We start from the raw sequence: 25,576 nt of genomic DNA on the forward strand, positions 1-25,576 counted from the left end.
AGATTATATGATCAAGAATCAAACAGCGATCATCACAGGAGCATCCCGGGGCATTGGAAAAGAAATGGCTCGCCAATTCGCCGAAAAAGGTGTGAACTTATCCATCTTAGGAAGCTCAGATGACATCCATCAAACGAAAAAAGAACTTAAAAACGAAGGCTACTCTAATATTGAATCCTTTCAAGCAGATGTAACGAAAGAAGATGAGCTTGATCATGTAGTAGAAGCTACGAAAAACGCTTATGGAACGGTCGATATTCTAGTGAACAATGCTGGAATTGGCATGTTCAAACCAGTAGAAGAGGTAACGGTAGAAGAGTGGAGAAAAGTTTATGAGGTGAACGTACAAGGCGTCTTCCTGTGCTCGAAAGCTGTGATTCCGACAATGAAAAAGAACAAGTTCGGTACCATCATTACTGTTTCTTCAGACGTTGGGCGCTACACCATTCCAAATGGGTCTCTATATGCCTCCACTAAATATGCGGTACAAGGGTTCATGGGATCTATTTCACAAGAACTTCGCGAACATGGCATTCGCGTAGGTACAATCAACCCTGGCATGGTAGACACGTATTTTGGTGACTCTAAACAAGGACTTCCGGAAAAAGAAGACTGGCTAAAAGTCCAAGACATCGCAGAAGCAGCTGTGTACATGGCAAGCGCTCCGAAACACATGATGATTGATGAACTACAGCTTCACCCATTAGTACAAGATTATCCAAGACCATAAGTGAGAGGTAGAGGGGAAACCTGGCTGGAGCCAGGTTTTTCTTTTTTGGTGGAATGTAATAGGCCAGCCTAGAGGGATCAAAGCCGAATAAAGCTGATTCGGAAAAGAAAGTGCCATCAGAGCGAATAAGTGAAGAAGCGCCCCAGAAAAGTGAGGAAGTTGAGCGAATAAGTGAAGAAGTGCCCCAGAAAAGTGAGGAAGTTGAGCAAATAAGTGAAGAAGCGCCCCAGAAAAGTGAGGAAGTTGAGCGAATAAGTGAGGAAGCGCCCCAGAAAAGTGAGGAAGTTGAGCGAATAAGTGAGGAAGCGCCCCAGAAAAGTGAGGAAGTTGAGCGAATAAGTGAGGAAGCGCCCCAGAAAAGTGAGGAAGTTGAGCGAATAAGTGAAGAAGCGCCCCAAAAAAGTGAAGAAGTTGTGCAAATAAGTGAGGAAGCCCCTGAATCTCTATTCTCAATCCCCCCACACAAAAGCGCTTTCTTACCCACACCTCCACATTTTTGATATACTATTCATAACGTTATTACAGAAAGTTTGGGATCCCATGTTTGATGAACGGCAAAGGTTAGAGACGTTAAAGACGATCGCGGAAACGTTAAATCAGTGCCAGCATAAAGAGGATATGCTTCAGCAAGTGCTGAAGCAGCTCATTCAAATCACGCATTTTGAAAGCGGTTGGATTTTTCTTGAGGAAGAAGATATCCATCTTGTTGCTGATGCATCACTCCCACCAGCGTTATCTCATGATGACAAGGAGCCGATGTGCGGTGAAGACTGCTATTGTATCAATAGTTATAAACAAGGCTCCCTAACAGAAGCGACAAATATTATGAGCTGTAAGCGAATTAAGAAAGAAGTTGAACTGGGAAGAGAGGACACGAACGGTATTACGCACCATGCCACTGTCCCACTCAAAACTCCTACGGAAACGTTCGGGCTTTTGAATGTTGCAGCACCTAACCGTTCGACATACGGAAAAGAAGAACTCGATCTGATTGAGGCAGTAGCGCTCCAAATGGGTACTGCACTCAAACGAATTGAACAATACGAAAAAGAAGAAATGCGCGTACGTCTTTTGGAACAGTTACATACCCTTTCTAAACGTGTACGAGATGCAAAAAATATAGAAGAGCTTAGTTATATCACCCTTGAAGAGTTACGCAAATTACTTCCAATTGATGCAATGTCCATACATATTCAAGGATTCCATTTAGGAGATGAAAAAGTAGAGGAACATGAGCAACTTTATCATCATTATGAATTATCCGATCAACAGGATATGCTTAACATTCGTTTTCGGAGAATATTAAAACCAATAGAATCTGATACATTAGAGTTAGCCATTGAATACGTCGATTTATCTTTTCGAGATCTCCGACTTCAGGCTCGGGAAAAAGAAATGGCGCGTTTTAACGAGCGAGCACGCCTTGCGCAGGATCTTCACGACTCAGTGAACCAGCTTCTATTTTCTGTAGTTCTAACAGCTAAAGGTGCTAAAGCGATAACGAAAGAAGATGCTCTAACCCAACAGTTGGACTCGATTCAAACCATGAGTTCAGATGCTCTAAAAGAAATGCGTACGCTTATTCAACGACTAAAACCACATGGATTAGAAGAAGGCGTGCTATCTGGTCTCAAACAACACGCAGACAAAATAGGTCTGGAAAACAACGTCTCATCAACAGGGACACATAGCATGCCATATGCTATAGAGGAAGCCTTATGGCGTATCGGGCAGGAATCCCTTCATAATGCTAAAAAACACGCGCAATGTGACAGTGTTTCCATAACGCTTCATAAACAACAAGATCATGCCATATTAATCATTGAAGATAATGGGAAAGGGTTTGATCAAAAAGCGTATGAAAACTATCCATCCTATGGGCTAAAGGGTATGTGTGAACGAGCGGAAACGCTTGGTGGCGAATGCAAAATACAAAGTGAGATCGGCAAGGGAACCACAATAAGTGTCACTATCCCATTTTCGTAAGGGGGAAGAAAGATGGCGATAAAAATCCTGATAGCTGACGATCATCAGGTTGTGCGCAAAGGTCTTGTGTTCTTTTTTCAAACACAGACTGATATTGAGGTTGTAGCAGAGGCCTCAAACGGAAAAGAAGCTTTAGACATGATCAAAGCTAAAGAGATTGATGTTGCACTTTTTGATGTACAGATGCCCGAAATGGACGGAGTGGAAGCTGCAAAAGCTATTCGAGCTGAAAATGATCAGGTTAAGATCATGATGCTAACGAGCTTTTCCGACTATGATTCCGTCATCCCAGCGATTCAGGCTGGAGCGAATGGCTATCAGCTGAAAGACGTGGAACCTGATGAACTAGCTGAAGCGATTCGAAGAGTAGTAAAAGGGGAAAGTACGATTACAGCAAAGGCAGCCTCTCATTTAATGACACACGTTACTGGAGATAATGAAAAAGAAGAGAGAGCGAAAATCGACTCATTAACCAAACGAGAAAGTGATGTCCTTGAGGAGATCATGAAGGGAAAAAGCAATAAAGAAATATCGAGTAGTTTATACATCACGGAAAAGACGGTCAAAACGCACGTATCCAACATCTTGTCTAAACTTGAGGTACATGATCGTACACAGGCAGCGTTGTTTGCGGTAAAGTATTTGAAAAAAGCGTAATGATTTCAGTCTAAAGTCTGAAAAAAGTCTGATGTATATCAGGCTTTTTTTGTATCATAAATTCCTTCCATTCATCGATGTAGCAAATCACATGGTAGGGTACACTGTTTGTAGAGATCAAAGGAGGACTTACGTTGAATATCGTAGTTATTAATGGAACACCAAGAAAATATGGTAGAACACGTATAGCAGCAAAATATGTTGCAGAAAAATTAAATGCAAAATTAGTGGATTTAAGTACATTAGAACTTCCTCTTTTTAATGGGGAAAAAGAACAAAGAGATAACGCTGAAGTTCAACTTCTCGATAAAACCGCTGATAAAGCGGATGCGTTCGTGTGGTTATCTCCTGAATATCATAGCGGAATGAGCGGAGCTTTAAAAAATTGCTTAGACTTCTTAGGTGGAGATCATTTTCGTCATAAGCCTACCCTGCTTTTTTCAGTAGCAGGTGGAGGAAAAGGCGGAATTAATTCCTTAAACCAAATGAGAACGATCGGTCGTGGCCTTTATGCCAATGTTATCCCGAATCAATTAGTTCTTGATCCGCATTGTTTCATTCGCGAAGAAGATAAACTAACTGATGAGGCGAGTGAGCAAGTTGATTTTGTACTTGGCGAATTCAAGTGGTATCTTGACCGATATACAAAATAAAAAACAACCTCTCCTTTCCATAGAGAGGCTGTTGTAATATTGAAGCTCTATTGTAATGTAGGTTGCCCTTCATCCATCATAGTATAAGAAGGAGTATGGAGCATAGCGTGGTCAATGTAATGCATCAAATTATGATGCATAGTCATGACTTGCTGATCATCTGAGGAATAGTGATACGCATGCAAGAATGTCTCGATTTTTTTGGATAAGAAGTCGTCCTGTGTTCGTACCATTAAGATCAGCAAATCATCCCATTGTCCCCAAAGTGTAAAATAGAGCGCTTTATCATAATCGGCAATATAGACTGACATGTGATTGACCCCTTTCACGAAGGGTTATTTCTATTGTTGCCGTAATACTGATTAAGCACCCTATGACGTTTATGGTGGTCTTGCTAAAACTTGCTCAGTTTGATTTGTGTATAGTTCTTCCCAGACGAGCGAAATCTAATGATGACAACCTTACAAAGGAGAGAGTCATCAATGACAAGTCGAAATGGTGCAAAAGGAAGCCAAAACCAAAGTTCACCAAAACGCACAGGAAAGCTTAAGGGCGGTAAATTGAATGAAGAATTTGGAAAAGAAATCACTTCTGGCGATCAAAATAAAGGCAAAGAGTATCGTTCCAAAAAAGGTGCGAAATCTCAGCTGAAACATCCGAATAATCACTAAGAACTAACAAAAGCTGCGCATATATTGTGTAGCTTTTTTTCGTGTTTTAGGAAATTATAAAATTTGTGGTTTGTGTATGTAATGAGAGCGAGGCCAAGTCCAGCTCTAGCGACCAGCAACGAAGGGACTTCCCTCGCCTCCGTACGATAAGTCAACATCAATTCGTTCAACTTATCGTTTTTCCTTTACACGTTTGGGACATGAAATTTTAACAAGGAAGAAAGTCGACGTAGTTAAAATTTCTAGGTGAAAGTACCACGGCAACTAAGCTTCTGTCCGCGCCTGTCGGCTTGCAAATCAGCAAGTTTGGTTAATCGTACTACGAGCTCAGTCCAGTCCCTTCGTTGCTAAGCGGGCGCTTACGCTTTTGTAATGTTTTCATGAATCAAACTTCGGGAATATTTACTGTAAATGTAAATTTATGAAAGGTTGGTCATTTATCAAACGAAATGCGTTTACCATTATGTTAATCATTTTGGTCGTAGTTGGACTTATTGTTTTTTATAATGAGCTTAAAAATGATGAAGAACAGCCTGAAATATCTGGAGTTAGTCTATTTACTCCTATATCCGAAAAAAGGCAGTAGTCCAAACTCCTCCTTGAAGAATAAAGAGATGATGTTCTTCTCATAATAAGAACACATCACAATATTTCTTCAAGGAGGAAACACATCATGAAGGTGAAAGTATTAGGAATGACGTTACTGTCTGCAACGGTGTTATTTGGTTGCCAGGCAGGAGACGATCAAGAAGCAAGAATGGGTAAGAAAGGGAATGACTACGAAGATAGTGCGTACAACACGCAATATTCCCCTAACGAAGACGGGTTCAATAACATCGATTATGACAATGGTCCTTATAATGGAAACCGTGATGGTCAGGACTATGACAAGATGAACAATGATAACAATAATCGTTACGATGTTGCTCGTAAAGCTGCAAAGAACATCTCAAGTCAGGTAAGTGAAGTTGATCGTTCTTACGTTCTTACAACAGAAAACAATGCATATGTAGCCGTTGTAAAAGAAGATAACAATACACGTGAAATCAACGATAGCTTAAAAAGTAAAATTGCTGATATCGTAAAGAACACAGATCCTGATATCGATAACGTATATGTTTCAGCAAATCCAGATTTCTTTAAAATGACTGGTGACTATGCAGACGATGTAAGAAATGGTGACCCCGTTCGTGGGTTTTTTCAAGAGTTTGGTCAGATGATCGACCGTCTATTCCCAGAAGCTGAGTAATATAGGTGAGCGCTCGTTACGACGAGTGCTCATTTTTATTTTTTAGAAGTAAAAGCTCATATCTGTGAATGGGCGATCAAAAATATAGACGAGCGCTCATATTTTTGGCAGATCAATCAAAAATCCTGGTCATTCGCTCACATCCAGTGTTCCCCGCCCCATAAAAATTTGTAATCGCTCATATTCACAAAATATTACTCATAAGAAAAAACGAGAGCCTCATTACCCCTCGCTTTCTTCCGTATTTGTAGGATAAGACACAATCTCAAGTTCATTATCTCCATCCAAAATGTAAGCAAAAAAGATATTCGATGTATTGCTAAAACCTTGAGAAGCCAGCTGTTGGTTCAACCAATCCTCATTTCGATTAATCAGCTTTAAATTACGCTTCTGTATTTTACCTTCTACAATCATGGTTAAAGGAATCCCTTCATATTGCGGCTCCATGCCTATATGGCTAGGTGTAAGTGGAGCATATTCTCGTTTTGGGACAATACTGACATCACCGTTCGGTTCCAAAAAAGCATACTCGATATCTTTGACACGAGGGTACCCTGATGTCCGTAAGACGGATAACAATTCGGTTAGAGAAAAATGACTGCGTTTTAAGTTCGCAGGAAGGATCTCTCCGTGACGAACAAGCACAGTCGGTTGTCCAATGATCCAATGTTTGACTCCATCGACTAAACTTAATCTAGACATCAAATAGTGGGTTAGTCCAATCGCAATGATCCCGATAAACGATTGGAAGTATGTATCAATTTGAATCGGCTGAAATGCTACATATGCCAAAAAGAAAAGAGCTGCAAAATCATGGGGCGTAAGTTGTGCCAAAGCAGATTTCCCAAGCATCCGCACAACAAATATATAGATAACAAATATGATGACTAAAGGAGGCAAAAAACTAAACATAGGACACCCGCCTTATTTATCGGATTTCCTCCTCTAGTGTTTGTGGATCATAGGGGATTATGTACAAAAGTCGAGAAAGTGACAATATGGTGAACTGAATACGTTGTCAGGAAGAAATTGCTATACTATAAGAAAGGAAGGGGATGGTGTTTTATGAAGGTTCAATGCATGACATGTAAAAAACATAGCGAAATCGATTCGAAGCATCCACAGTATCAAAAGTTAAAACGTGGAGAATCAAAGTTCTTTGTCTGTTCTTCCTGTAATCAAAATATCCAAGGTCAAGCCAGCGCAGACACAAACATCAATGTGAATGACTTGGATCAACATGATGCCATTCTTCGTGGAAAATAGAACGAATCCAAAACACGCTTACATGAGCGTGTTTTTCTTTTTGGATAAACACCTCATATTGTCAGAAACTATAACTAAAAAGGATGGTTCACAATGAAAATATTCTTAAGTATCATCATCACATTATCCATCATCTCTTTGCCGCAAGAAAATTTATTCTCTAAGGAACAACGTCAATATGAAGAGACACCATCTTACGCTAAGTGGGGGCGTCTTGCCATGAGTAAAACCAAAGAAAAATATCCTGAGGCTGATATCATCGATTATCTTCATAGAGGAAGAGAGGTGAAAGAAACCTACTCAGTAGAGAAGTTCAAATTGTGGTTACGAAAAGAGGATCGTGAATTTGGCGTGTTTATTGATTTGAAGTTTGATACAGAGACAGAAAAGTTAATTGACATTACATTTACCGAAACATCAAAATAATTTTAGAATACAAATAGCACAAATCAAAAGTTCATTCCCACGCATCTCCCTCATACACTACTTATAAGACACGTATGAAGGGGAGATGAGCGTGAACCAAACAGAACATAAAGCGTTGCAACGTTCGATTGAGGAAATTACCGAAATCGCCGAAGGGTTTGGCCTTGATTTTTATTCGATGCGTTACGAAATATGTCCCGCTGACATCATATACACGTTCGGAGCTTATGGGATGCCGACACGATTCTCACATTGGAGCTTTGGGAAGCAATATCACAAAATGAAGCTGCATTATGACCTTGGGCTCAGTAAAATATACGAGCTCGTCGTAAACTCTGACCCATGTTATGCGTTCCTTTTGAACAACAATAGCCTGATCCAAAACAAATTAATCGTCGCACATGTACTCGCACACTGTGATTTCTTTAAGAATAACGTGCGCTTCCAAAATACCAACCGAGATATGGTTGAAAAAATGTCAGCAACGGCAGAGCGTATCGCCCACTATGAAAAAATTCATGGACGTAAAACGGTAGAAGAGTTCATTGATGCTGTGCTTGCCATTCAGGAACATATCGATCCTTCGTTACTACGACCAAAACTAGCCTGGACTTGGGATGACGTTGAAGAAGAGGAAGAACTCGAAGGCCCACGTCCGACACCATATGATGATATTTGGAAAATTGATGAGGAGAAGAAACAACCTCAAAAGAAAAAGAAGAAAAAGAAATTCCCACCACGACCTGAAAAGGATCTACTCTTATTCATTGAAGAATATAGCCGTGAATTAGAGGATTGGCAGCGCGACATCCTCACCATGATGCGAGAAGAAATGCTGTATTTCTGGCCGCAGCTGGAGACGAAGATCATGAACGAAGGCTGGGCTTCCTATTGGCATGCAAGGATCTTGCGTGAGATGAACTTAACAAGTGACGAGTCCATTGAATTTGCTAAGCTCAACGCTGGGGTTGTTCAACCTTCTAGAACGCAGATCAATCCTTACTATTTAGGCCTGAAGATCTTTGAAGATATCGAGGAGCGATACAATAACCCAACAGAAGAAATGAAAAAGCTAGGGGTTAAGCCTGGATCGGGTCGTGAGAAGATGTTTGAAGTACGTGAAATTGAGTCAGACATTTCATTTATCCGAAATTATTTAACAAAAGAATTATGTCACAAGGAAGATCTATACCTATTTCAAAAGCAAGGTCGTGACTACAAGATTACCGATAAAGATTATGAAGAAGTTCGGAATCAACTCGTTACCATGCGTGTGAATGGTGGTTTTCCATATCTAACTGTACAGGATGGGGACTACTTGAAAAATGGTGAGCTATACTTGAAACATCATTTCGAAGGTGTGGAGCTTGACTTAGGTTATCTTGAAAAAGTAATGCCATACATTTATCAACTCTGGGGACGCCCCGTGCATATGGATACGATGGTGGAGGAGCGACATGTATTATTCACGTATGAAGGGAAGAAAGTGAACAGGAAGTTTATAAAGGAATAGAAAAAAGCAGGCGACGTACCTGCTTTTTTCTTTTGGAGTTTATGGAGAGGGCTATTCTTCTAAATAACTTTGAAGAACATCTGCTAAAATCTTCGCTGCTCTCCTTTCCTCTTCAAGTGTATTATCAACCCCACCTATAAAATGGAGACTATGAATCTGACAAAATAGTGAACAAGAAGAAATGTTGTTTCAACAATAGACTTAGTGGAATGAGTGAAAATGGGAAAATCTATTCTACTTAATCTAAGGAGGAAGAACATTGGATCAAAATGAAAATCAAGAAACCAAAACAACCATGCCCCGTATTGGTGACCCAGCTCCGCAGTTTAGTGCAGCAACAAGCCAAGGGAATATCAATTTAGAGGATTACAAAGGTAAGTGGCTTGTTTTATTCTCTCATCCATCTGACTTTACTCCAGTTTGCACAACAGAATTTGTAGGTTTGCAAGAGATTTACCCTGAATTAAAGGAAGTAAACACCGAATTATTAGGACTTAGCGTGGATAGTGTCCCTTCTCACATTGCCTGGATTCGTAGTATTGAAGAGAATTTCAATACCAAAATTGAATTTCCAGTCATTGCGGATTTAGATAAACAAGTCGCTATGAAATATGGCATGATTATGCCAGGGGAGAGCCAAGTTGAAACAAGCCGTGCGGTATTCGTGATTGATGATAAACAAATCATCCGTTCCATTATCTATTATCCACTAACTACGGGGCGAAACATGCAGGAAATCCTTCGTCTTGTCAAAGCTCTCCAGACTACCGATAAGCATGGAGTAGCTACGCCAGCTAACTGGACTGAAGGGGAAAAAGCCGTCGTTCCACCTCCGAAATCTCAAGAAGAAGCAGCAAAACGAGCACAAGAAGAAGGTATTGAGTATATCGACTGGTATATTTCTAAAAAAGATGTGAAATAGTGATGTGAACAAAGAGGGTGTCCTGTTTAGGGCATCCTCTATTTTATTTTGAGTCTGCTTATCACTTTAAAATGATCGATGAATGGTACATAAAAGGGTATCCCCTTCCGTCGTTTTAAATAAAAGAATGACTCAAAATTAGTAAAGTTTATTAAACTGTGTACATTTTTTGAATGTTATATGGATGTATTGACAATATACCTTTAGGGGTATATTATTAATTGTGCAACGCAATATTTGAATACCTTTTAAAAGGAGGTTACGAATTCGTGCAGTTGGTACTTGTGTTATTAATAATGTACACCATATATGTTTTGACCCAACGATATTTACCTGTTTTTCAGGCTTCTTATATAGACGATTTTAACCAAACCGATAGCGATCTTTCTGTCATTGATCTTAGAGATTATATTGATTCATCTCATTCACCTATACAGGGGGCTATAGACATACCTCTTGCTTATTTGAAAAGACATTCTACTCAAATACCTAACCAGAAAGTGATGGTTATCGCATCTGATTCAGTAGAAAAAAATATAGGGGTTAGGGTACTGAAACGAAAAGGTTTTGAGGTTGTAGGTTTTTACTATCCAAATGAAAATATAAATGAGGTACCCAGGGATATCATTAAAATATAGATTTTCTGCTAAAAGGTGGTTATGGAAATGAAGGAAATAACAGCAACAGAAGTTCTAGAGCGTTTAAACAACGGGGAAGATTTGAGTATTATTGATGTTCGTGAATTAGGTGAGGTTGCTTCAGGCAAAATTCCGAATGCCAAGAATATCCCGTTAGCAGAATTAGCAAAGCGCAAGAATGAAATTGATCAAAATCAAGAACACATTATTGTGTGTGCCTCTGGAAACCGAAGTAAAGCAGCTTCAGGTTTGTTAGAGAGCATAGGATTTGAAGTGAATAATATGCTGGGTGGTATGAAGCAGTGGAATGGGAAGACCAACTAAAGGGTTTTCCACATGTTGCTGAGCAGCATATTAAAATAAATTTTTTTAATAAAAATAATACCTTAGGGGGTAAAATGATGGCTGTAAGAGAAATGTATGCAAAAGAAATGACGACAAAGGTTTTGAACAAGGAGAATTTATTTATCTTTGATGTACGAAATGTGGCTGATTTTAATGATTGGAAGATCGAAGGGGAGAACTTCCAATACTTAAATATCCCGTATTTTGAGCTAATCGATGGTGTTGAAGAGGTTATGGATCAAATTCCAAAAGACAAAGAAATTGTAGTTGTATGTGCAAAAGAGGGCTCTTCAAAAATGGTAGCGGATATGCTTTCAGAAGAGGGGCTAGATGTAGCTTACTTCAAAGGTGGAATGAAAGCTTGGAGTGAGCACTTGCATAAAACAAAGGTGTATGAAGATGAGGATATCTCAGTATATCAATTTGTACGAGTAGGTAAAGGGTGCTTATCCTATATGGTTGTATCTGAAGACGAAGCGCTAATCGTAGATCCTGCAAGATTCGTTGATGAATATATCGAAGCAGCAAAAGAAGAAGGCGCTACGATTACTCATATTGTAGATTCTCACTTACATGCGGATCACATTTCAGGTGGTAAGGAATTAGCTGATGCAACAGGTGGCGCCTATTACCTTATGAAGAGTGAAGGAGCAGTATTCGACTTTAAACCATTTGAAAAACATGAAAGAATTGAATTTAAAAATATTGAATTAGAAGTGTTAGCTGTTAAAACACCTGGTCATACCCCAGGTAGTGTTTCCTTCTTTGTGAATAAGAAGCTTCTATTCTCTGGAGATACGATCTTTGTAAGTGGCCTAGGACGTCCTGATCTAGGAAATAAAGTTCGCGAATGGGCGAATGACTTATATAACACCGTTTATAATAAAGTTTCTGAAATTGCGGATGATGTGATTGTGTTACCTGCTCACTACGCAGATTTTGATGGTGAAATGAACGAAGATGGTTTCATCGGAGATACCTTAGGAAACATACGTGAGAGAAATGAAAAAATGTTTACAGCATCTAGAGAAGATTTCTTAAATGATGTTGAAAAATCAGCTAGTTCAGTAAAACCACCAAACTTTGAAGAGATTGTTATGATTAATCGTGGTATGGAAGAGGTTGATTATGAGCGAAAACAAGAACTAGAAATTGGTCCAAACCGTTGTGCGGTACACCATACTGATTAATTGATGGATATAAAGTGAAGGAAACTCGAGCTCGAGTTTCCTTCACTTTTTTTTAATAAATTCAAGTGATTCAGCTACTTGAACCATTTGTTCCTTTGTAACGTCTTTATCGGATTTGAATGAGTAGTAGCTTAGTTTGTAATGAGTATTATTTTGCTTCCATGCAAGGATTTGTGGCCCTTGTTCTGTGTACCATCCTTTTTGATCAATTATACTTACCTCTGAAAAATTCTCTTTATTAAAATTGACTTCACTCGTTGTTACAAATAGTTCAATCATCTGACCTTGTTTTCCGATATACTCAATAAAATGACCTGGTTGTCCTTTAGGTGTGGGTTTTACTTGAATAAGGTCTAGTTTAAATGGTAATTGAGTAGGGAGAGCCGAGTTGAAATTTTCATCTTCTATTTTATTTAGTACCTTGGATACATTGTAATCCTGAACATCAGAGCTTTGATTGGAGCAACTGATGAGTAAAGGTACGATAAGTAAGGTCATCAAAGCCCTCTTCATCATTCATTCAACTCCTTAAAGTTTATTGTGAATTATAGTAACAATAAAAGTTAAAAAGTTACATAGATATTTTTTACGAAAATCTCCTATTAGGTTTTTGGAGACGTTTATGAATTGTGTAAGCGCCACTTTTTTATTTAAGGCTCAATATGCACAGGTGTACCAATAGGGATCGTTCTCGCAAGTTCCTCTACATCTCTGTTGTACATCCGTATGCATCCCTTTGAAACAGCTTTTCCGATTGATGAAGGGTTGTTGGTTCCGTGTATACCGTAATGTTCTTTTGATAGAGACATCCACATCGTACCGAATGGACCACCAGGGTTAGGAGCTTTGTTGATGATGATGTAATCCCCTGTAGGAGTACCACTAAGCATCCGTCCAATTGCTATAGGATAACGCTTCACTGTTGTGCTGTTCTTCCTTTGTAAGGTTAATGTACGGTTGTTAAGAGAAACGAGTATTTTATACGACTGTGTTTCAACATCAGGAAATCCTGGAATCGTAATGACTTGACCAGGATAAATCAGGTTTGGATTTGGTATTTGATTGGCTCCTAACAAGCTTGATAGCGAAATGCGATAATCCTGTGCGATTTGTGACAAGGTTTCTCCTTTTTTTATGGTGTGTTTCATATTCATCCTCCGCATATGGGTTTTATTCTAGCTTATTCAGTTTTATTGAGATGTGGAATTGAATATTGTTTGGATCGCTTGGTTCTAGCTAGAAATCGCCCGAAAAGTGGGAAGACGGCCCGCATCGTGCCAAAATCGCCTGAATCTATACAAAGAACGCCTGTACCGGCCGGAGATCGCCTGCATTTCTTAAAATATCGCCCGTACCATGGCAAGGTCCCAGCAACTAGAAAGATATATATTGTTCACGAAATTCTTTTGGTGTTAATTCTGTGAACTTTTTAAAGAGAGAAGTAAAGTAACTCTGATTACAAAAGTGAAATAAGATTGCTATATCTGATATAGAAGTTGATGTATATAAAAGAAAATATTTTGATTCTTCAACTCTTTTTCTATTAATAAATTGAATAATGGATTCCCCTACCTCTTTTTTGAAAAGGTGCGACAAATAACTAGGGCTAATATAACTCTGGCTTGCAATTACTTCTAATGAAAGTTCCTCTAATATATGATCATGAATGTATTGAATAGATTGATTAACAATTTGACCATAAGGAAGTGTCTTTTGTTCATTTAATAATTCGATAAAATGAGTAAGCATATCGTATTCTAATTGATATAAACTATGAAAATCTTCTTTACGCTCAATTTCAAGAATATAAGCATCACTTAGATTAAACGCTGTTTCAGGGTCGACACCTCCGTAAATGATCGCCCGCGTAAACAATGTAGCAGAGCAAATTAATGAGTTTTTTAATGAACGAAGAGAAGTTGGTGCTATCTTTGGTTTTTGGTTCTGATTGATACTTTTTAATATATTTGTTGCCTTAGTAAGATGACCATTTTTCATTGCTTCCATCAGTTGTCTTTCAAGTATATAAGATGGATGAAGATACTGATTTCTGTAGTTTTCTAGGCGGATTTGGTTGAATTGATCCACCATAGATTGATTAATAGATGAGCTCATAAGACCCCCCTACAATTGTTAAAATATTTAGTATATTTTCAAAGATTTTAGTATAATTGTAAGCGATTCCATACTAAAATCAAAGTCATACATTTATAAAGATTTTAATAAGGAGGTCAATGAAGATGAAAAAGAAATTAATCATGTTCATCGCATTTGCTATGTTTGCGTTAGTCATGGCAGGTTGTAGTGGTGATAGTTCTGATAATGCTCAGAACTCAGAAGACACAAATACTGAAATTAACGAAAATAGTAATGATAACTCTAGTAATAGCGGTTCAGGAGAAAAGACTGTCATCAAGTTTGCTGCGCAGAATGACAACACACCAGCAACGAAAAAAGCAATTGAGAAATTTAATAATAGCCAGGATAAGTATAAAGTTGAGTGGGTTCAGATGACTAATGATTCTCAGCAAATGCATGATCAGCTATTAACTTCTCTATCTAGTGGTTCAAGTGAATACGATGTCCTTTCTATGGATGTTGTATGGGCAGGGGAATTTGCAGGTGCAGGTTACCTTGAGCCAATTGACATGAACATGGATAAAGCAGGTATGAAAGCTAGTCAATTCAACTCTGGTTCTATGACCTCAGGTAACTATAAAGGAAAACAATATACCTTACCATATTTCCCAGACTTAGGTTTGTTGTACTTCCGTAAAGATATTGTATCGAAGGAAGATGCGCAAAAGCTGATTTCTGGTGATTATACGTATGAAGAACTAGGTAAAATGGCAGAAAAATATACAGGTAAAAATAACACAAAAACAGGTTTTGTTTACCAGTCTAAACAATATGAAGGCTTAACCGTAAACGCTGCAGAGTTTACTAGTCAGTTTGAAAATACTAAAAAAGGCCTTCAAACCATGTACAACTTCACAAAAGCTGATTGGACGCCAGATGATATATTAAGCTTTACAGAAGGTGAAACTCATACAGCTTTTGAAAATGGTAATGCTGTATTTGCGCGTAACTGGCCTTACATGTACGGGCGCTTGAAAAACCCTGAAGATAGTGGTGCAAAAGTTGCTGTTGAAAATGTGAATGTAGCACCACTACCAAATGGAGGAGCTGTAGGCGGTTGGTTACTAGGTATTAATGCGAATTCAGAGAAGAAAGAGGGAGCTTGGGAATTTGTGAAATTCCTAGCAGGAGAAAAAGGGCAGAAGATCATGTCTACTGAAGGTGGATATCTACCAGGATATAACCCACTTCTTGAAGACAAGGACGTTTTAAATTCAAATGAATTATTAACATTTAAAGGTTTCAAAAATGCACTACAGTCTACTATTGCTCGTCCAGTTACACCAAACTACTCTAAAGTATCTGATACAATTCAAGTCTCTACTCATAAATACTTGAGTTCAGGTGAAGGATTAGATGCTGCTGTTAAAAAAATCCAAAGTTCACTAAGTAAAGAGTAAAAAGATCATAAACAGGTGAAGAAGGGCTCCGATAAAGAGTCCTTTTTCTTCTACCACAATGAATGATTTGGGAAGGGGGACATGATTGATGAAAAAGATGGGATTACGAGAGTTTCTTTTTATCCTCCCTATTCTCATTTTAATAGGAATTTTTTCTCTTTGGCCTGTTGTTCAATCTTTTACATATAGCTTTTTTGACTATCAATTAAATGATCGAACGAAATCAGGTCTATATTTGAGTGAGCGTTTTAATCCTGATCTTTATCATGAAACAGCTTTTTATGTAGATCGCTTACTAACACAAGACATGGAGAAATTTTCAGAAGAGAATAAGCAGGAAGTAAAGGAAACACTCAAACAAATTAATGAGATTGATAAGCAATTTGAAGGTCAAAAGGAAGTAACAAAGATTGATGGGGATACAACCAAGAAAATAGAAACTGCTTATGAGCAGACGAAAAAGCTGGTTAAAGACTTAAAAGATCAATATAAACTCACAGACCCGAAAAACTTACCTTTGCTTGTTGAAGACATTAACAATAGTCTTGTCCAGTCAAATTTCATTGGATTTAATGGTTACGTAAAAGCTTTAAAAGATGATCGTATTCATACAGCTACAATCAATACATTTATTTTTACGATTATATCTGTATTTTTTGAGCTCATCCTTGGACTCGGTATGGCACTCATCATGAATAAAGCTATGAAAGGCCAAGGATTTATTCGGACAGCTTCTTTAATTCCGTGGGCAATCCCAACAGCAGTGGGGGCTTTAATGTGGAGTTACCTTTATGATGGAGGATATGGAATCGTTGCACTCATCTTTTCGAAAATTGGCTTGATTGGTGCTCCTACCGACTTGCTTCAAACAGGAACTGGAGCAATGTCAGCTGCGATTCTTGCTGATGTCTGGAAAACGACTCCATATATGGCCATTTTATTATTGGCAGGGTTACAAACCATCCCCAAATCCTTATATGAAGCAGGTGCCATTGATGGAGCTACTAAAATACAGCAATTCTTCCGTGTAACGCTCCCATTATTAAAATCATCCATCTTGGTTGCTTTACTTTTCCGTACGTTGGATGCTTTCCGGGTATTCGATTTGATTTATGTTTTAACAGGTGGAGGACCTGGGGGAGCTACTGAAACACTATCCATGTATTCCTATAAGGTCATGTTTGGTCAAACCGACTTTGGATACGGTTCAGTTATTGTGATCATTATGTTTGTTTTTGTAGCCATTATTTCAATTATTTTCGTACGTGTATTGGGTACAGATCTAATGGAGAAAAATTAAAGGAGGGATCACGTTGGCAAAATTCAATACGCACCCCAATCGTTCAAATCGTAGCTGGCCATTTTGGATTATGTTAACCATTTATTTAATCGTTGTTGTCTTCCCTTTTTTCTGGATCCTCGTGACCTCCTTTAAGAGTACAGGAGAAATTTTTGGAGATAATGCATTTGGCATTATTCCAGATGATCCAACATTAGAACATTACAAACAAGTGATTTTCGAAAAAGGGATCTTTCGAGCGATAGTGAATAGTTTAATCGTTTCATTTACTACAACTATTTACATTATAGGTGTCGCCACTTTTGCAGCCTATGCTATTTCACGTTTTCAATTTAAAGGTAAAAGTATTCTTCTAGGAATTGTATTAGCCGTATCTATGTTTCCTCAGATGATCATAATAGGGCCAGTATACAACCTATTTATAGATTTGGGATGGACGAATAGTTATTTCATCGTTTTACCTTATTCAACCATAACATTGCCAATGGCTGTTTGGATTTTAGTGACGCATTTTAATCAAATTCCATTAGCGCTTGAGGAGTCAGCAAGAATAGATGGGGCAACACCTTTTCAAACGTTATATAAAATTGTTTTCCCATTAGCTGCACCTGGAGTGTTTACGACAGCTATTATTGTGTTTATTATTGCGTGGAATGAGTTTGTGTTGGCTATTACAATAAATGCCCAACCTGAATATCAAACAGTTCCGGTAGCTATATCCTTTTTACAAACTCAATTTGAAATTTTATGGGGTCAAGTGGCAGCTGCAACCACCATCGTAACGATTCCTACTCTATTAATTGTATTGTTCTTCCAAAAGCAGATTGTCTCTGGATTAACAAGCGGTGGTGTAAAGGAATAGTCTTGTAGAAAATATAATTGACAAAAAAAACCGATTCAATTATGATAAAAGTAACAAATGAATCGTTTTCTCCTAAAGGGGAGTAGCTTTTACAGCAAAGTCGTCATTTCGGAGTTTCCATACTCTCGGCTTTGTTGGCAACGTACCGTTGTTAGCAAGACCTTTACCTGTGTGGGTAAAGGTCTTTTTATGTCGAAAAACCTTTACCAAATGTGGTAAAGGTTTTTTATTGCCCACATAACTAGAAAACGACCTTTACAATTGAAGGAGGAGTTTGAGTTATGGAATTCGCAGTTTTGATGGAGTACGGATGGGTATTATTACTTTTAATAGCATTGGAAGGTTTATTAGCTGCAGATAATGCGCTTGTTCTGGCCATTATGGTTAAGCACTTGCCAGAGGAGCAGCGTAAGAAAGCTTTATTTTATGGGTTAGCCGGAGCGTTTGTGTTCCGATTTGGTTCATTGTTTGTGATCTCATTCTTAGTAGATGTATGGCAGGTTCAAGCAATCGGAGCGGCGTACTTGTTGTTCATTGCGATCAACCATATCATTCGGAAAAAGCTTGGGAAAGAGAAGGATCCAGAACAAAAAGAAGAAAAGCCTAAAGGATTCTGGGCTACAGTTTTTAAAGTAGAATTAGCAGACATTGCATTTGCGGTGGATTCGATTTTGGCGGCAGTTGCATTAGCGGTAACACTTCCAAATACAAATCTTCCACAAATCGGCGGACTAGATGGTGGTAAGTTTCTGGTGATCTTTGCTGGAGGATTGATTGGACTTATAATTATGCGATTCGCAGCAAATATGTTCGTGAAGTTACTGCAATCTAGACCAGGACTGGAAGTTGCAGCTTTCCTTATTGTAGGTTGGGTAGGTGTTAAACTTGCTGTTTATACACTATCACACCCAGAATTAGCTGTTTTATCAGAAGGCTTTGCAAAATCTCCAGCTTGGAAAATTACCTTCTATGCTGTACTGATTTTAATTGCTTTAGGTGGTTGGTTCTTTTCAAAAGATAAAAGTGAAGCAGTTGAAGGCGAAGTATGTAGGGAGAATGGATAATAGAAAAGATCGACAGTCATCGTTGAGCTGTCGATCTTTTTTATATTGCTCGTCTAATGATATGTACTAACACTGATCTGCCCTTTATGATTCAGGGTTGCAAGTAATATATCTTTGGGAGCTATACTTTTCATCTCAGGTTGATTGAATAACCATTCTTCATTTTTACCGAGAAGTTCAAGCTCATTATAATTGATTTTTCCTTCTTTAATAATAATCCTAGGAAGATCAAAAGGTTGAGTAAACATCCCCATGTCAGAAGGTGTGAGAGGTTGATATTTTGGTTCAACAAATATGGAAATGGTACCACCTGGCTCCCATAAAGCCAGAGCCACTCTCTGAATATCCTCGACTTTCTCCTTTCTTAACTCTGTTAACAAACTCTCAACCGTAATTCGAGCTTTTTTTAAATTTCTGTAGTAAATGGTTCCCTTCTCAATTAAGGTTATAGGTGGTGGATCAAAAAGCTTTTTAAAAGGCGACCATCGTAAGCTTAAAAATACACCAAACAGGTAAAGTACGGTTAAGACACTCATGGTTACCATGGACCCCGTTAACCCTAGTCCTTCATCTGATAAGGGGTGGGCCATAATGTTTCCGAGTAATAATGCCATAACAAAGTCTAAAAAACGAAGCTGGGATATTGAACGTTGCCCCATAATTTTGGCGATAAACACTAAAAAGAAAAAGCCAACAACAGCTCGTAACGCCCATTGCAAAAGGGTAAGTGATTCTTGGCTTCTGAAAAACTCAAACAAATTCATCACTTCCTAATCGTATGGCTATCAATGAAACGTCATTTTTGTCTTCTACATCATGAATCTAAACCTCCTGAGTTTTTCCCTCTAATAAACCCAACGACCATACTAAAGATAGCCATCAAATAAATGGAGAAGGAGTAAAGGGTCCAACTCTTACCGACAAAATCTGTGTTTTCAATAATGTTCTCATGTGTTAAGTTACAAACCGTCCAAATGATAATGGCCATTGGAACAATATAGGCGTTATAGCCTAATGTTCTTCCAAGGTGTTGAATTCCCAACATAACAATAATAAATAGGACGGCAATCTTCGCAAATAATACAAATATCCATACTATTCCAATGAGAATCTCAATACGCTGAAACACAGCCGTAAAATGAATGTCTCGCATTAAGGCGTAGGTTGGGTATGTCTCCCTTTGAATCATATAGGATCCTTCAGCTCCAATAGCGAATGCTACAAAGGCAATAAGGACTCCGCCACCTACAAGGAGCCCGCTTATATACGCGGTTTTTATTTTTCTCTTATCTTGTACAAAAGTAAACAAAGTGCTAAGTAAAATTAACTCAAGAAACGGAACTCCTAAAGTATTGTATCCACCTTGAATCACAGGAACCCAACCTCTATAAAGGAAGGGTTTAAAGTAATTCATATCAACATTAGGTAGTAAAAGGATGAAAGATACAGCAAATGCAAAGTACAACAAAATACTCATCGTTTCATTGGTTTTTCCAAGAGACTTTAAACCACTTACCGCAGAATACATAGCAAGTGCTATCATTAGGGTCTGATAAAATTGTGGTGATGTATCAGGTTTAATCACGACCATAAAATCATCTGTATTCCCTACCACAAGTGCACAAAGGTGAATTGTAAACAGAATAATAATGAAATTTATAATCGTTCCTGCCCATTTTCCGAAGGCATGATCCACGATTTCAAATAGAGAACAATAGTTATTTTTTTTAATTAGATAGAGAATGAGAAGATTAAACAGAAGACCTGCTATTACAGCTAATATCATGGATAACCAAGCATCCTCATAGGCAACGGATCCCGTTGTAATAGGTGCTAAAAGAAGTGAGCTACCAATGATAAAGTTCGTTGTTATAAAAAATAGTTGGATATGTGTGATGGTATGTTTCATGTGGCTTCACCAAATATGCTAATGTGAATAGGTTCAAAAATGGAACGAATCAATTGGGTGATAGGGAATAAGTTGTAGCCATTGAGGTATCCAATAGCCAAAGTGATTGCATAAATCCATACAATACCAAGTACCCATTTATTTGTTTTGTTGATCTGGTTCATGCACACTCCTCCTTCTCGTACCAACTCCAGACAATTCAATATTGCTTGTAGCATCAACTTTTAAGCTAGATGTGTATATGGTGTACCAATCCTCTTGAATTCTCTTCCAGTCCTTTGGTTTATGTCGGTATAAGTACTGACCAAACCCAAAAGAATCTACTTCATTCTCTTTAGATTTTTCAATTGCCATATGGATATAGCTGACCATTTGGCTATTAATTGTATCTCGTAATTTTGTTAAATACTTAGGATCGTTAATTTTCCCTTTACAGTTCACTTCTCTTAAAATTCCTCTGCCATCTAGGGCTACTGTAATCGTGACTTGAGAACCGTTAACTTTAGCATCTTTTTTGGTTTTTATATCCTTTAGGAGTAACCCAAACTTTTTTTCTTCTTCGTTAGGGCAATTAGCTGTTATAATTAGTGTTTCTTTTACTCTGTCTTGTAAGAGTGCCCAGCCTTTTGACTCTTTAATTGTGTACCAATCCACTAGTTTATCTTTTTTATATAAAGGAATTCCTGTTAAATCATAAGCATTTTGATTGGCATGGATATTTTTTAGAGCTTCATCATTCGAAGCTTGAGCATCAGGGTTAGACCGACTAATTCCCATGGTTACAGGGTCATGGTGATGTCCATATGCCCATTGTATAATGTCCTCAAGATAAATCCCATCCTTTAGGCCCATAGGACTGTAAGTGTTTTGAACTCGATTAATAGTACCTTCACTGGGGTTAGCTGTTAAAGAAGTGTACACAGACATAATGTTTTTAGCTGTATCATTCTTAGCTGTAAAAACCATAATCTCATCACGAACTTCGTTATCTCGTTCCATGTAATCAACCATATAAGAAAAACCTACATCTCTTGCAAACTCTTCTCCGAAAACGATCATTTGTATGTGAGGGAAAAACAATTTCCTTGGTAATAAGTTTCTTGCCTTATCCACTGTTTCAATCATTGATTCTGCCGTAATTGTGTACGTATAAACAGCGTTTCCGGACCCCCCCTGTGGTGCACTTCCTTGTCGCTGGGTAGATCCACCTGGATATACGACTTGAAAATGTACAGAAACCTTATCATCCTCTGCCTTGTCAAAGCCTATAGCAGTTACAATGGCTTGAATATTCAGCTCTTCACTGCCTGTATTTGTACAGCCCAAAAGAATAAGTAGAAGAAGGGTGATAGCACTGTAACGAATCATTGCTCAAATCTCCTTGCTCGTTTTTTTACTTTCTGAAGGAACTTATACAAGGGTGTTTTATCCCACCACTGAGGAAATCGAATTAATACATCCTTCATGCGTGGCAACGAAAAAGGAGCCACAGGAGCTAAATAGGATTTCCCGAAGCTTGTTACATTGGAAAGGTGTATGATCATAGCGACGGTTAAAACAGACATTCCAAAAAATCCTCCAAACGTTGCAAAAAGGATAAACAAAAACCTTAACAAACGGACAGTACCACTGAAAGAGTAATAAGGAGCTATAAAACTCGAAATAGCAGTTAATGAGACGACAATGACCATGGCTGGAGATATTAAGCCAGCTTGTACAGCAGCTTCCCCAATTACGAGCGCACCAACAATGGAAATGGCGGAACCGATTGGCCTCGGCATTCGTATCCCTGCTTCACGAAGTAACTCAAAAATCATCTCCATCATAAAAACTTCCAAAAACGCTGGGAATGGAACCCCTTCTCGTTGAGCTGCTAAGTTTATGAGTATGTTGGTAGGTAGCAACTCCGCATGAAACGTAGTGACAGCAATATAGGTCGATGGGAGGGCTATGGAAACCCAAAAGGCTAGTAGTCGAATAAGTCGAAGGAATGTAGCCAAATCAAACTTTTCGTAGTAATCCTCTGCACTATGGAAAAAGGATACAAAAGTTGCGGGTGTTATTAAGACAAAAGGACTGCCATCTACAACAATAATAATTCGGCCATCTAAAATCTCACCAGCTACGGAATCCGGGCGTTCGGTTGCTTTAATTGTCGGAAAAGGTGTGTACCCTGGGTCCTCTATGAGCTCCTCGAGCATTCCACTATCTAAGATTTTATTCTTATCTACTTTTCGTAGACGTTCCATTACGGTAGATAATACGTCTTGGTCTTCTTTTCCTTCTAAATAAGAAACGACAATTTTAGTGGATGTTTCCTTCCCAACCTTCATAGGGATAAAGCGTAATTTTGGAGACCTAATCCGCCTTCGAATCAAAGAAATATTAGAATCTAAATCCTCGATAAACCCTTCTCTAGGTCCTCTTACAACGGTTTGGATTTTGGGCTCTTCTATTTTCCTGAATCCTGGGTTTTCTTCCACAGGAATTTCTAGCGAGAGAGAAGAATCTTGAATAAATAAGACGACTGCTCCATCTAAAATGCTGTCCACGACCTCTTGGAATCGAGAATTTGTTTTAAAGGCGCATGTCACAGCAATATGCTTTTTTATCAAATGGATAGAAGATAAGTTATGGTTGTATTGTTCGGTTGGTTTGTCCCAGTTAATTAGGGGTTGAACAACAAATTCATTAACACTATTCTCATCCGCTAACGACTTTAAATAAGCATAAGCATAGGGGACAGGGGAATCTTGTTCAATTCTCGCTACAAGGTCTGGACTGTCACCTAACAAATACTTCAATTGTTCGATATTTGCATGGATATCATGATTAATTTGGATTTGAGTATAATCATGAACATCCGTAATTATATGATTTTGTTTTTTTGATTTTCCTTTTCTGGAACGCATAGGAATCACCCGGGTATAGTTTCTGTGAATATCAGGAAATTATGCTGAAATGAATAGTTTTTTTTCTGTATGACTTTGTAATGGAATAAGGAGTTTAAGAGGAAACAAACTAAATTAAATAACCCCTGAGTGGCATCTAACTGCACTCAGGGGTTATTATTAAATGAATTTTGACGAGGTGCTACTGTCATTTTTACTTGTCTCTTCAACCTTGGGAATACGTATGCTATCTAATAAAACATAGCCCAATACAATGCCTGCCACGATATGAAGCATAGGAAACCCAAAGCTCGTAGCATAGGATAATAAAGGTAGAATAGGAATTATGGATGTATAAACTAAGATTAGACCTAGGGTGAAATAGAGGCAAGGTACTCCAACTACTATTAATTTCGCCCAATCCACTCCCCATTTTGTTCGTTTTCTTTGATCCCATATACCTGGGATCTTTAACAATATCCCAATACATACAGGGAATAACGTTCCAAATATGACTTGAGGAATTGGATTATAAGTCATCTCGGTTTGTTGTTTAAAATGAAATTGTAATTTTGTGCCGAAATATAAAGTTATACTTATTACAACCATCCATAAGGCAAAGTAGATAAAACGTCTCATATCCATCTCCTTTCTTAATCTCTTATGTATATTTACGATTTGATTCAGAATAAGTTTCTTAATATTGTAAATAAATTCATTTCCTTATCAAGGATCATATTTTATACTGTGTGAAGAGAATTGAACTTGGGGAAACGAGGTCTTAAATATATGAGTCAGCAAGAATATAAACTGGGCGTTCTTTATACAGCAGGAGCTTATGTGTTGTGGGGGATATTGCCTCTTTATTGGAAAATGGTTCAGGTTGTTCCGGCAGCTGAAATTTTGGCCCATCGTATTGTATGGTCATTCTTGTTTATGCTGGGCATCGTCTTTTTCACAAAGAACTGGTCGAAATTCAAGGCAGAGTGTAAGGATATTGTAAAACATAAAAAGAAATTAATTGGCATTACACTTGCATCAATTATGATCAGTATCAACTGGGTTACTTATATATGGGGAGTGAACTCTGATCACGTCGTTCAAGCGAGTTTGGGGTATTATATAAATCCGCTCGTAAGTATCGTGCTTGGAATGATTGTGTTGAAAGAAAAATTGACGAAGGTTCAGTATGTTTCCTTTTTCCTAGCGGCATTAGGAGTTGGCAATCTTATCTATCATTTTCATCAGGTACCATGGGTAGCAATTTTCTTAGCTTTGAGCTTTGGGATGTACGGATTGTTGAAGAAGACGGTTAAGCTGAGTGCGATGTTTGGCCTAACGATTGAGACGATGATCGTTACACCCGTTGCCTTGTTATTCCTAGCGAATACACACTGGGGTGGGGGAGGATCACTTACCATTTCCCCACTCGTCACTTGGCTATTAATTGGAGCAGGGGTTATGACGGCTATACCACTATTATTATTTGCAAGCGGAGCACAACGCGTTCCGTTATCGATGGTAGGTTTCTTGCAGTACATTGCTCCAACGATTATGCTGCTGTTTGGGGTTTTCTTGTACGGTGAGCCATTTACAAATGTTCATTTGGTTTCTTTTACATTGATATGGACAGCGCTTTTGCTTTATACAATCAGTAAGACACGGTTGATGTCACCTCGGGTCGCTACAAGTACGAAGGTTAGAGGTTTTAATATTTTACGGTAAAGGTCCAATCTTTTTTAGTTTGGACCTCTTTTATGGTCAG

Annotated in this window: 31 protein-coding genes; 20 read left to right on the plus strand and 11 right to left on the minus strand. The window is 38.3% G+C overall.

Annotation, left to right across the window (positions count from 1 at the left end; genetic code table 11):
• Positions 1 to 7 precede the first annotated feature (7 nt).
• From GS400_RS03935 to GS400_RS03955, 5 genes are all read left to right on the plus strand, one after another.
• Entirely contained in the window at positions 8 to 730 is a 723-nt protein-coding gene (locus GS400_RS03935; protein ID WP_160099195.1) for an SDR family oxidoreductase, read from the plus strand.
• 110 nt (positions 731 to 840) lie between these two features.
• On the plus strand, positions 841 to 1,230 hold the full coding sequence (locus GS400_RS03940) for a hypothetical protein (RefSeq protein ID WP_160099197.1): 390 nt from the start codon (positions 841 to 843) through the stop codon (positions 1,228 to 1,230).
• A gap of 40 nt (positions 1,231 to 1,270) precedes the next feature.
• A complete protein-coding gene (locus GS400_RS03945) occupies positions 1,271 to 2,716 on the plus strand; it encodes a GAF domain-containing sensor histidine kinase (RefSeq protein ID WP_160099199.1) in 1,446 nt (481 codons plus the stop codon).
• Positions 2,717 to 2,728: 12 nt separating this feature from the next.
• Entirely contained in the window at positions 2,729 to 3,373 is a 645-nt protein-coding gene (locus GS400_RS03950; protein ID WP_160099201.1) for a response regulator, read from the plus strand.
• Between the two features lie 134 nt (positions 3,374 to 3,507).
• Positions 3,508 to 4,026: an NADPH-dependent FMN reductase gene (locus tag GS400_RS03955; RefSeq protein ID WP_160099203.1), complete on the plus strand. Its 519-nt coding sequence runs from the start codon at positions 3,508 to 3,510 to the stop codon at positions 4,024 to 4,026.
• 47 nt (positions 4,027 to 4,073) lie between these two features.
• Here GS400_RS03955 and GS400_RS03960 read toward each other — a convergent pair whose 3' ends face one another.
• Positions 4,074 to 4,337: a YhdB family protein gene (locus tag GS400_RS03960; protein WP_160099205.1), complete on the minus strand. Its 264-nt coding sequence runs from the start codon at positions 4,335 to 4,337 to the stop codon at positions 4,074 to 4,076.
• Positions 4,338 to 4,508: 171 nt separating this feature from the next.
• Between GS400_RS03960 and GS400_RS03965 the strand changes: the two genes are divergently transcribed.
• The 3 genes from GS400_RS03965 to GS400_RS03975 all read left to right on the plus strand — a co-directional run bounded on the left by GS400_RS03965 (position 4,509) and on the right by GS400_RS03975 (position 5,946).
• Positions 4,509 to 4,697, plus strand: a complete 189-nt coding sequence (locus tag GS400_RS03965; RefSeq protein WP_160099207.1) for an imidazoleglycerol-phosphate dehydratase — start codon at positions 4,509 to 4,511, stop codon at positions 4,695 to 4,697.
• A 421-nt stretch (positions 4,698 to 5,118) separates the two neighbouring features.
• Complete coding sequence (locus GS400_RS03970; protein WP_160099209.1) at positions 5,119 to 5,283, plus strand: hypothetical protein; 165 nt, start codon at positions 5,119 to 5,121, stop codon at positions 5,281 to 5,283.
• An 87-nt stretch (positions 5,284 to 5,370) separates the two neighbouring features.
• Entirely contained in the window at positions 5,371 to 5,946 is a 576-nt protein-coding gene (locus GS400_RS03975) for a YhcN/YlaJ family sporulation lipoprotein (RefSeq protein WP_160099211.1), read from the plus strand.
• A gap of 222 nt (positions 5,947 to 6,168) precedes the next feature.
• Here the strand turns inward: GS400_RS03975 and GS400_RS03980 are convergent, their stop codons facing one another.
• The gene (locus GS400_RS03980) at positions 6,169 to 6,858 is read right to left on the minus strand and encodes a DUF421 domain-containing protein (protein WP_160099213.1); all 690 of its coding nucleotides are present in this window, start codon (positions 6,856 to 6,858) and stop codon (positions 6,169 to 6,171) included.
• A gap of 153 nt (positions 6,859 to 7,011) precedes the next feature.
• Between GS400_RS03980 and GS400_RS03985 the strand changes: the two genes are divergently transcribed.
• The 7 genes from GS400_RS03985 to GS400_RS04015 all read left to right on the plus strand — a co-directional run bounded on the left by GS400_RS03985 (position 7,012) and on the right by GS400_RS04015 (position 12,246).
• Positions 7,012 to 7,212 carry a DUF2197 domain-containing protein gene (locus GS400_RS03985; protein ID WP_160099215.1) on the plus strand — a complete coding sequence of 67 codons (201 nt, stop codon included), beginning with the start codon at positions 7,012 to 7,014 and terminating at the stop codon, positions 7,210 to 7,212.
• Between the two features lie 93 nt (positions 7,213 to 7,305).
• Positions 7,306 to 7,638: a DUF3889 domain-containing protein gene (locus tag GS400_RS03990; RefSeq protein WP_160099217.1), complete on the plus strand. Its 333-nt coding sequence runs from the start codon at positions 7,306 to 7,308 to the stop codon at positions 7,636 to 7,638.
• A 91-nt stretch (positions 7,639 to 7,729) separates the two neighbouring features.
• Positions 7,730 to 9,151, plus strand: coding sequence for a SpoVR family protein (locus GS400_RS03995; RefSeq protein WP_160099219.1), 1,422 nt, complete (start codon positions 7,730 to 7,732; stop codon positions 9,149 to 9,151).
• Between the two features lie 259 nt (positions 9,152 to 9,410).
• Complete coding sequence (locus GS400_RS04000; protein ID WP_160099221.1) at positions 9,411 to 10,073, plus strand: peroxiredoxin; 663 nt, start codon at positions 9,411 to 9,413, stop codon at positions 10,071 to 10,073.
• A 269-nt stretch (positions 10,074 to 10,342) separates the two neighbouring features.
• Positions 10,343 to 10,711: a rhodanese-like domain-containing protein gene (locus GS400_RS04005; RefSeq protein ID WP_160099223.1), complete on the plus strand. Its 369-nt coding sequence runs from the start codon at positions 10,343 to 10,345 to the stop codon at positions 10,709 to 10,711.
• 27 nt (positions 10,712 to 10,738) lie between these two features.
• The gene (locus tag GS400_RS04010) at positions 10,739 to 11,035 is read left to right on the plus strand and encodes a rhodanese-like domain-containing protein (protein WP_160099225.1); all 297 of its coding nucleotides are present in this window, start codon (positions 10,739 to 10,741) and stop codon (positions 11,033 to 11,035) included.
• Positions 11,036 to 11,112: 77 nt separating this feature from the next.
• Positions 11,113 to 12,246 (plus strand): MBL fold metallo-hydrolase, encoded by a 1,134-nt coding sequence (locus GS400_RS04015; RefSeq protein ID WP_160099227.1) that lies wholly within the window; start codon positions 11,113 to 11,115, stop codon positions 12,244 to 12,246.
• A gap of 42 nt (positions 12,247 to 12,288) precedes the next feature.
• Here GS400_RS04015 and GS400_RS04020 read toward each other — a convergent pair whose 3' ends face one another.
• The 3 genes from GS400_RS04020 to GS400_RS04030 form a co-directional block, all read right to left on the minus strand.
• Complete coding sequence (locus GS400_RS04020) at positions 12,289 to 12,762, minus strand: hypothetical protein (protein WP_160099229.1); 474 nt, start codon at positions 12,760 to 12,762, stop codon at positions 12,289 to 12,291.
• Positions 12,763 to 12,896: 134 nt separating this feature from the next.
• Positions 12,897 to 13,394 carry a L,D-transpeptidase family protein gene (locus GS400_RS04025; RefSeq protein WP_160099231.1) on the minus strand — a complete coding sequence of 166 codons (498 nt, stop codon included), beginning with the start codon at positions 13,392 to 13,394 and terminating at the stop codon, positions 12,897 to 12,899.
• A 226-nt stretch (positions 13,395 to 13,620) separates the two neighbouring features.
• Positions 13,621 to 14,361: an AraC family transcriptional regulator gene (locus tag GS400_RS04030; RefSeq protein WP_160099233.1), complete on the minus strand. Its 741-nt coding sequence runs from the start codon at positions 14,359 to 14,361 to the stop codon at positions 13,621 to 13,623.
• Positions 14,362 to 14,486: 125 nt separating this feature from the next.
• Here GS400_RS04030 and GS400_RS04035 point away from each other — a divergent pair, with 125 nt between their 5' ends.
• The 4 genes from GS400_RS04035 to GS400_RS04050 all read left to right on the plus strand — a co-directional run bounded on the left by GS400_RS04035 (position 14,487) and on the right by GS400_RS04050 (position 19,011).
• Positions 14,487 to 15,785 carry an extracellular solute-binding protein gene (locus tag GS400_RS04035; protein WP_160099235.1) on the plus strand — a complete coding sequence of 433 codons (1,299 nt, stop codon included), beginning with the start codon at positions 14,487 to 14,489 and terminating at the stop codon, positions 15,783 to 15,785.
• Between the two features lie 88 nt (positions 15,786 to 15,873).
• Entirely contained in the window at positions 15,874 to 17,085 is a 1,212-nt protein-coding gene (locus tag GS400_RS04040) for an ABC transporter permease subunit (protein ID WP_160099237.1), read from the plus strand.
• Positions 17,086 to 17,155: 70 nt separating this feature from the next.
• Entirely contained in the window at positions 17,156 to 17,947 is a 792-nt protein-coding gene (locus GS400_RS04045) for a carbohydrate ABC transporter permease (RefSeq protein WP_160104504.1), read from the plus strand.
• Between the two features lie 281 nt (positions 17,948 to 18,228).
• Complete coding sequence (locus GS400_RS04050; RefSeq protein WP_160099239.1) at positions 18,229 to 19,011, plus strand: TerC family protein; 783 nt, start codon at positions 18,229 to 18,231, stop codon at positions 19,009 to 19,011.
• A gap of 53 nt (positions 19,012 to 19,064) precedes the next feature.
• Here GS400_RS04050 and GS400_RS04055 read toward each other — a convergent pair whose 3' ends face one another.
• The 6 genes from GS400_RS04055 to GS400_RS04080 form a co-directional block, all read right to left on the minus strand.
• On the minus strand, positions 19,065 to 19,769 hold the full coding sequence (locus tag GS400_RS04055; RefSeq protein WP_236561114.1) for a DUF421 domain-containing protein: 705 nt from the start codon (positions 19,767 to 19,769) through the stop codon (positions 19,065 to 19,067).
• Between the two features lie 56 nt (positions 19,770 to 19,825).
• Complete coding sequence (locus tag GS400_RS04060) at positions 19,826 to 20,920, minus strand: GerAB/ArcD/ProY family transporter (RefSeq protein WP_160099243.1); 1,095 nt, start codon at positions 20,918 to 20,920, stop codon at positions 19,826 to 19,828.
• Positions 20,917 to 21,084 carry a hypothetical protein gene (locus GS400_RS04065; RefSeq protein WP_160099245.1) on the minus strand — a complete coding sequence of 56 codons (168 nt, stop codon included), beginning with the start codon at positions 21,082 to 21,084 and terminating at the stop codon, positions 20,917 to 20,919. Before GS400_RS04065 ends, GS400_RS04060 begins: the two co-directional genes overlap by 4 nt.
• Positions 21,059 to 22,288 carry a Ger(x)C family spore germination protein gene (locus GS400_RS04070; protein ID WP_160099247.1) on the minus strand — a complete coding sequence of 410 codons (1,230 nt, stop codon included), beginning with the start codon at positions 22,286 to 22,288 and terminating at the stop codon, positions 21,059 to 21,061. Before GS400_RS04070 ends, GS400_RS04065 begins: the two co-directional genes overlap by 26 nt.
• Positions 22,285 to 23,832 carry a spore germination protein gene (locus GS400_RS04075; RefSeq protein WP_160099249.1) on the minus strand — a complete coding sequence of 516 codons (1,548 nt, stop codon included), beginning with the start codon at positions 23,830 to 23,832 and terminating at the stop codon, positions 22,285 to 22,287. Before GS400_RS04075 ends, GS400_RS04070 begins: the two co-directional genes overlap by 4 nt.
• A 159-nt stretch (positions 23,833 to 23,991) precedes the next feature.
• A complete protein-coding gene (locus GS400_RS04080; RefSeq protein ID WP_160099251.1) occupies positions 23,992 to 24,450 on the minus strand; it encodes a hypothetical protein in 459 nt (152 codons plus the stop codon).
• 150 nt (positions 24,451 to 24,600) lie between these two features.
• Between GS400_RS04080 and rarD the strand changes: the two genes are divergently transcribed.
• Positions 24,601 to 25,536, plus strand: a complete 936-nt coding sequence (gene rarD / locus GS400_RS04085; protein ID WP_160099253.1) for an EamA family transporter RarD — start codon at positions 24,601 to 24,603, stop codon at positions 25,534 to 25,536.
• Positions 25,537 to 25,576: the final 40 nt, after the last annotated feature.

This window comes from Pontibacillus sp. HMF3514, assembly GCF_009858175.1.
Taxonomy (GTDB): domain Bacteria; phylum Bacillota; class Bacilli; order Bacillales; family BH030062; genus Pontibacillus.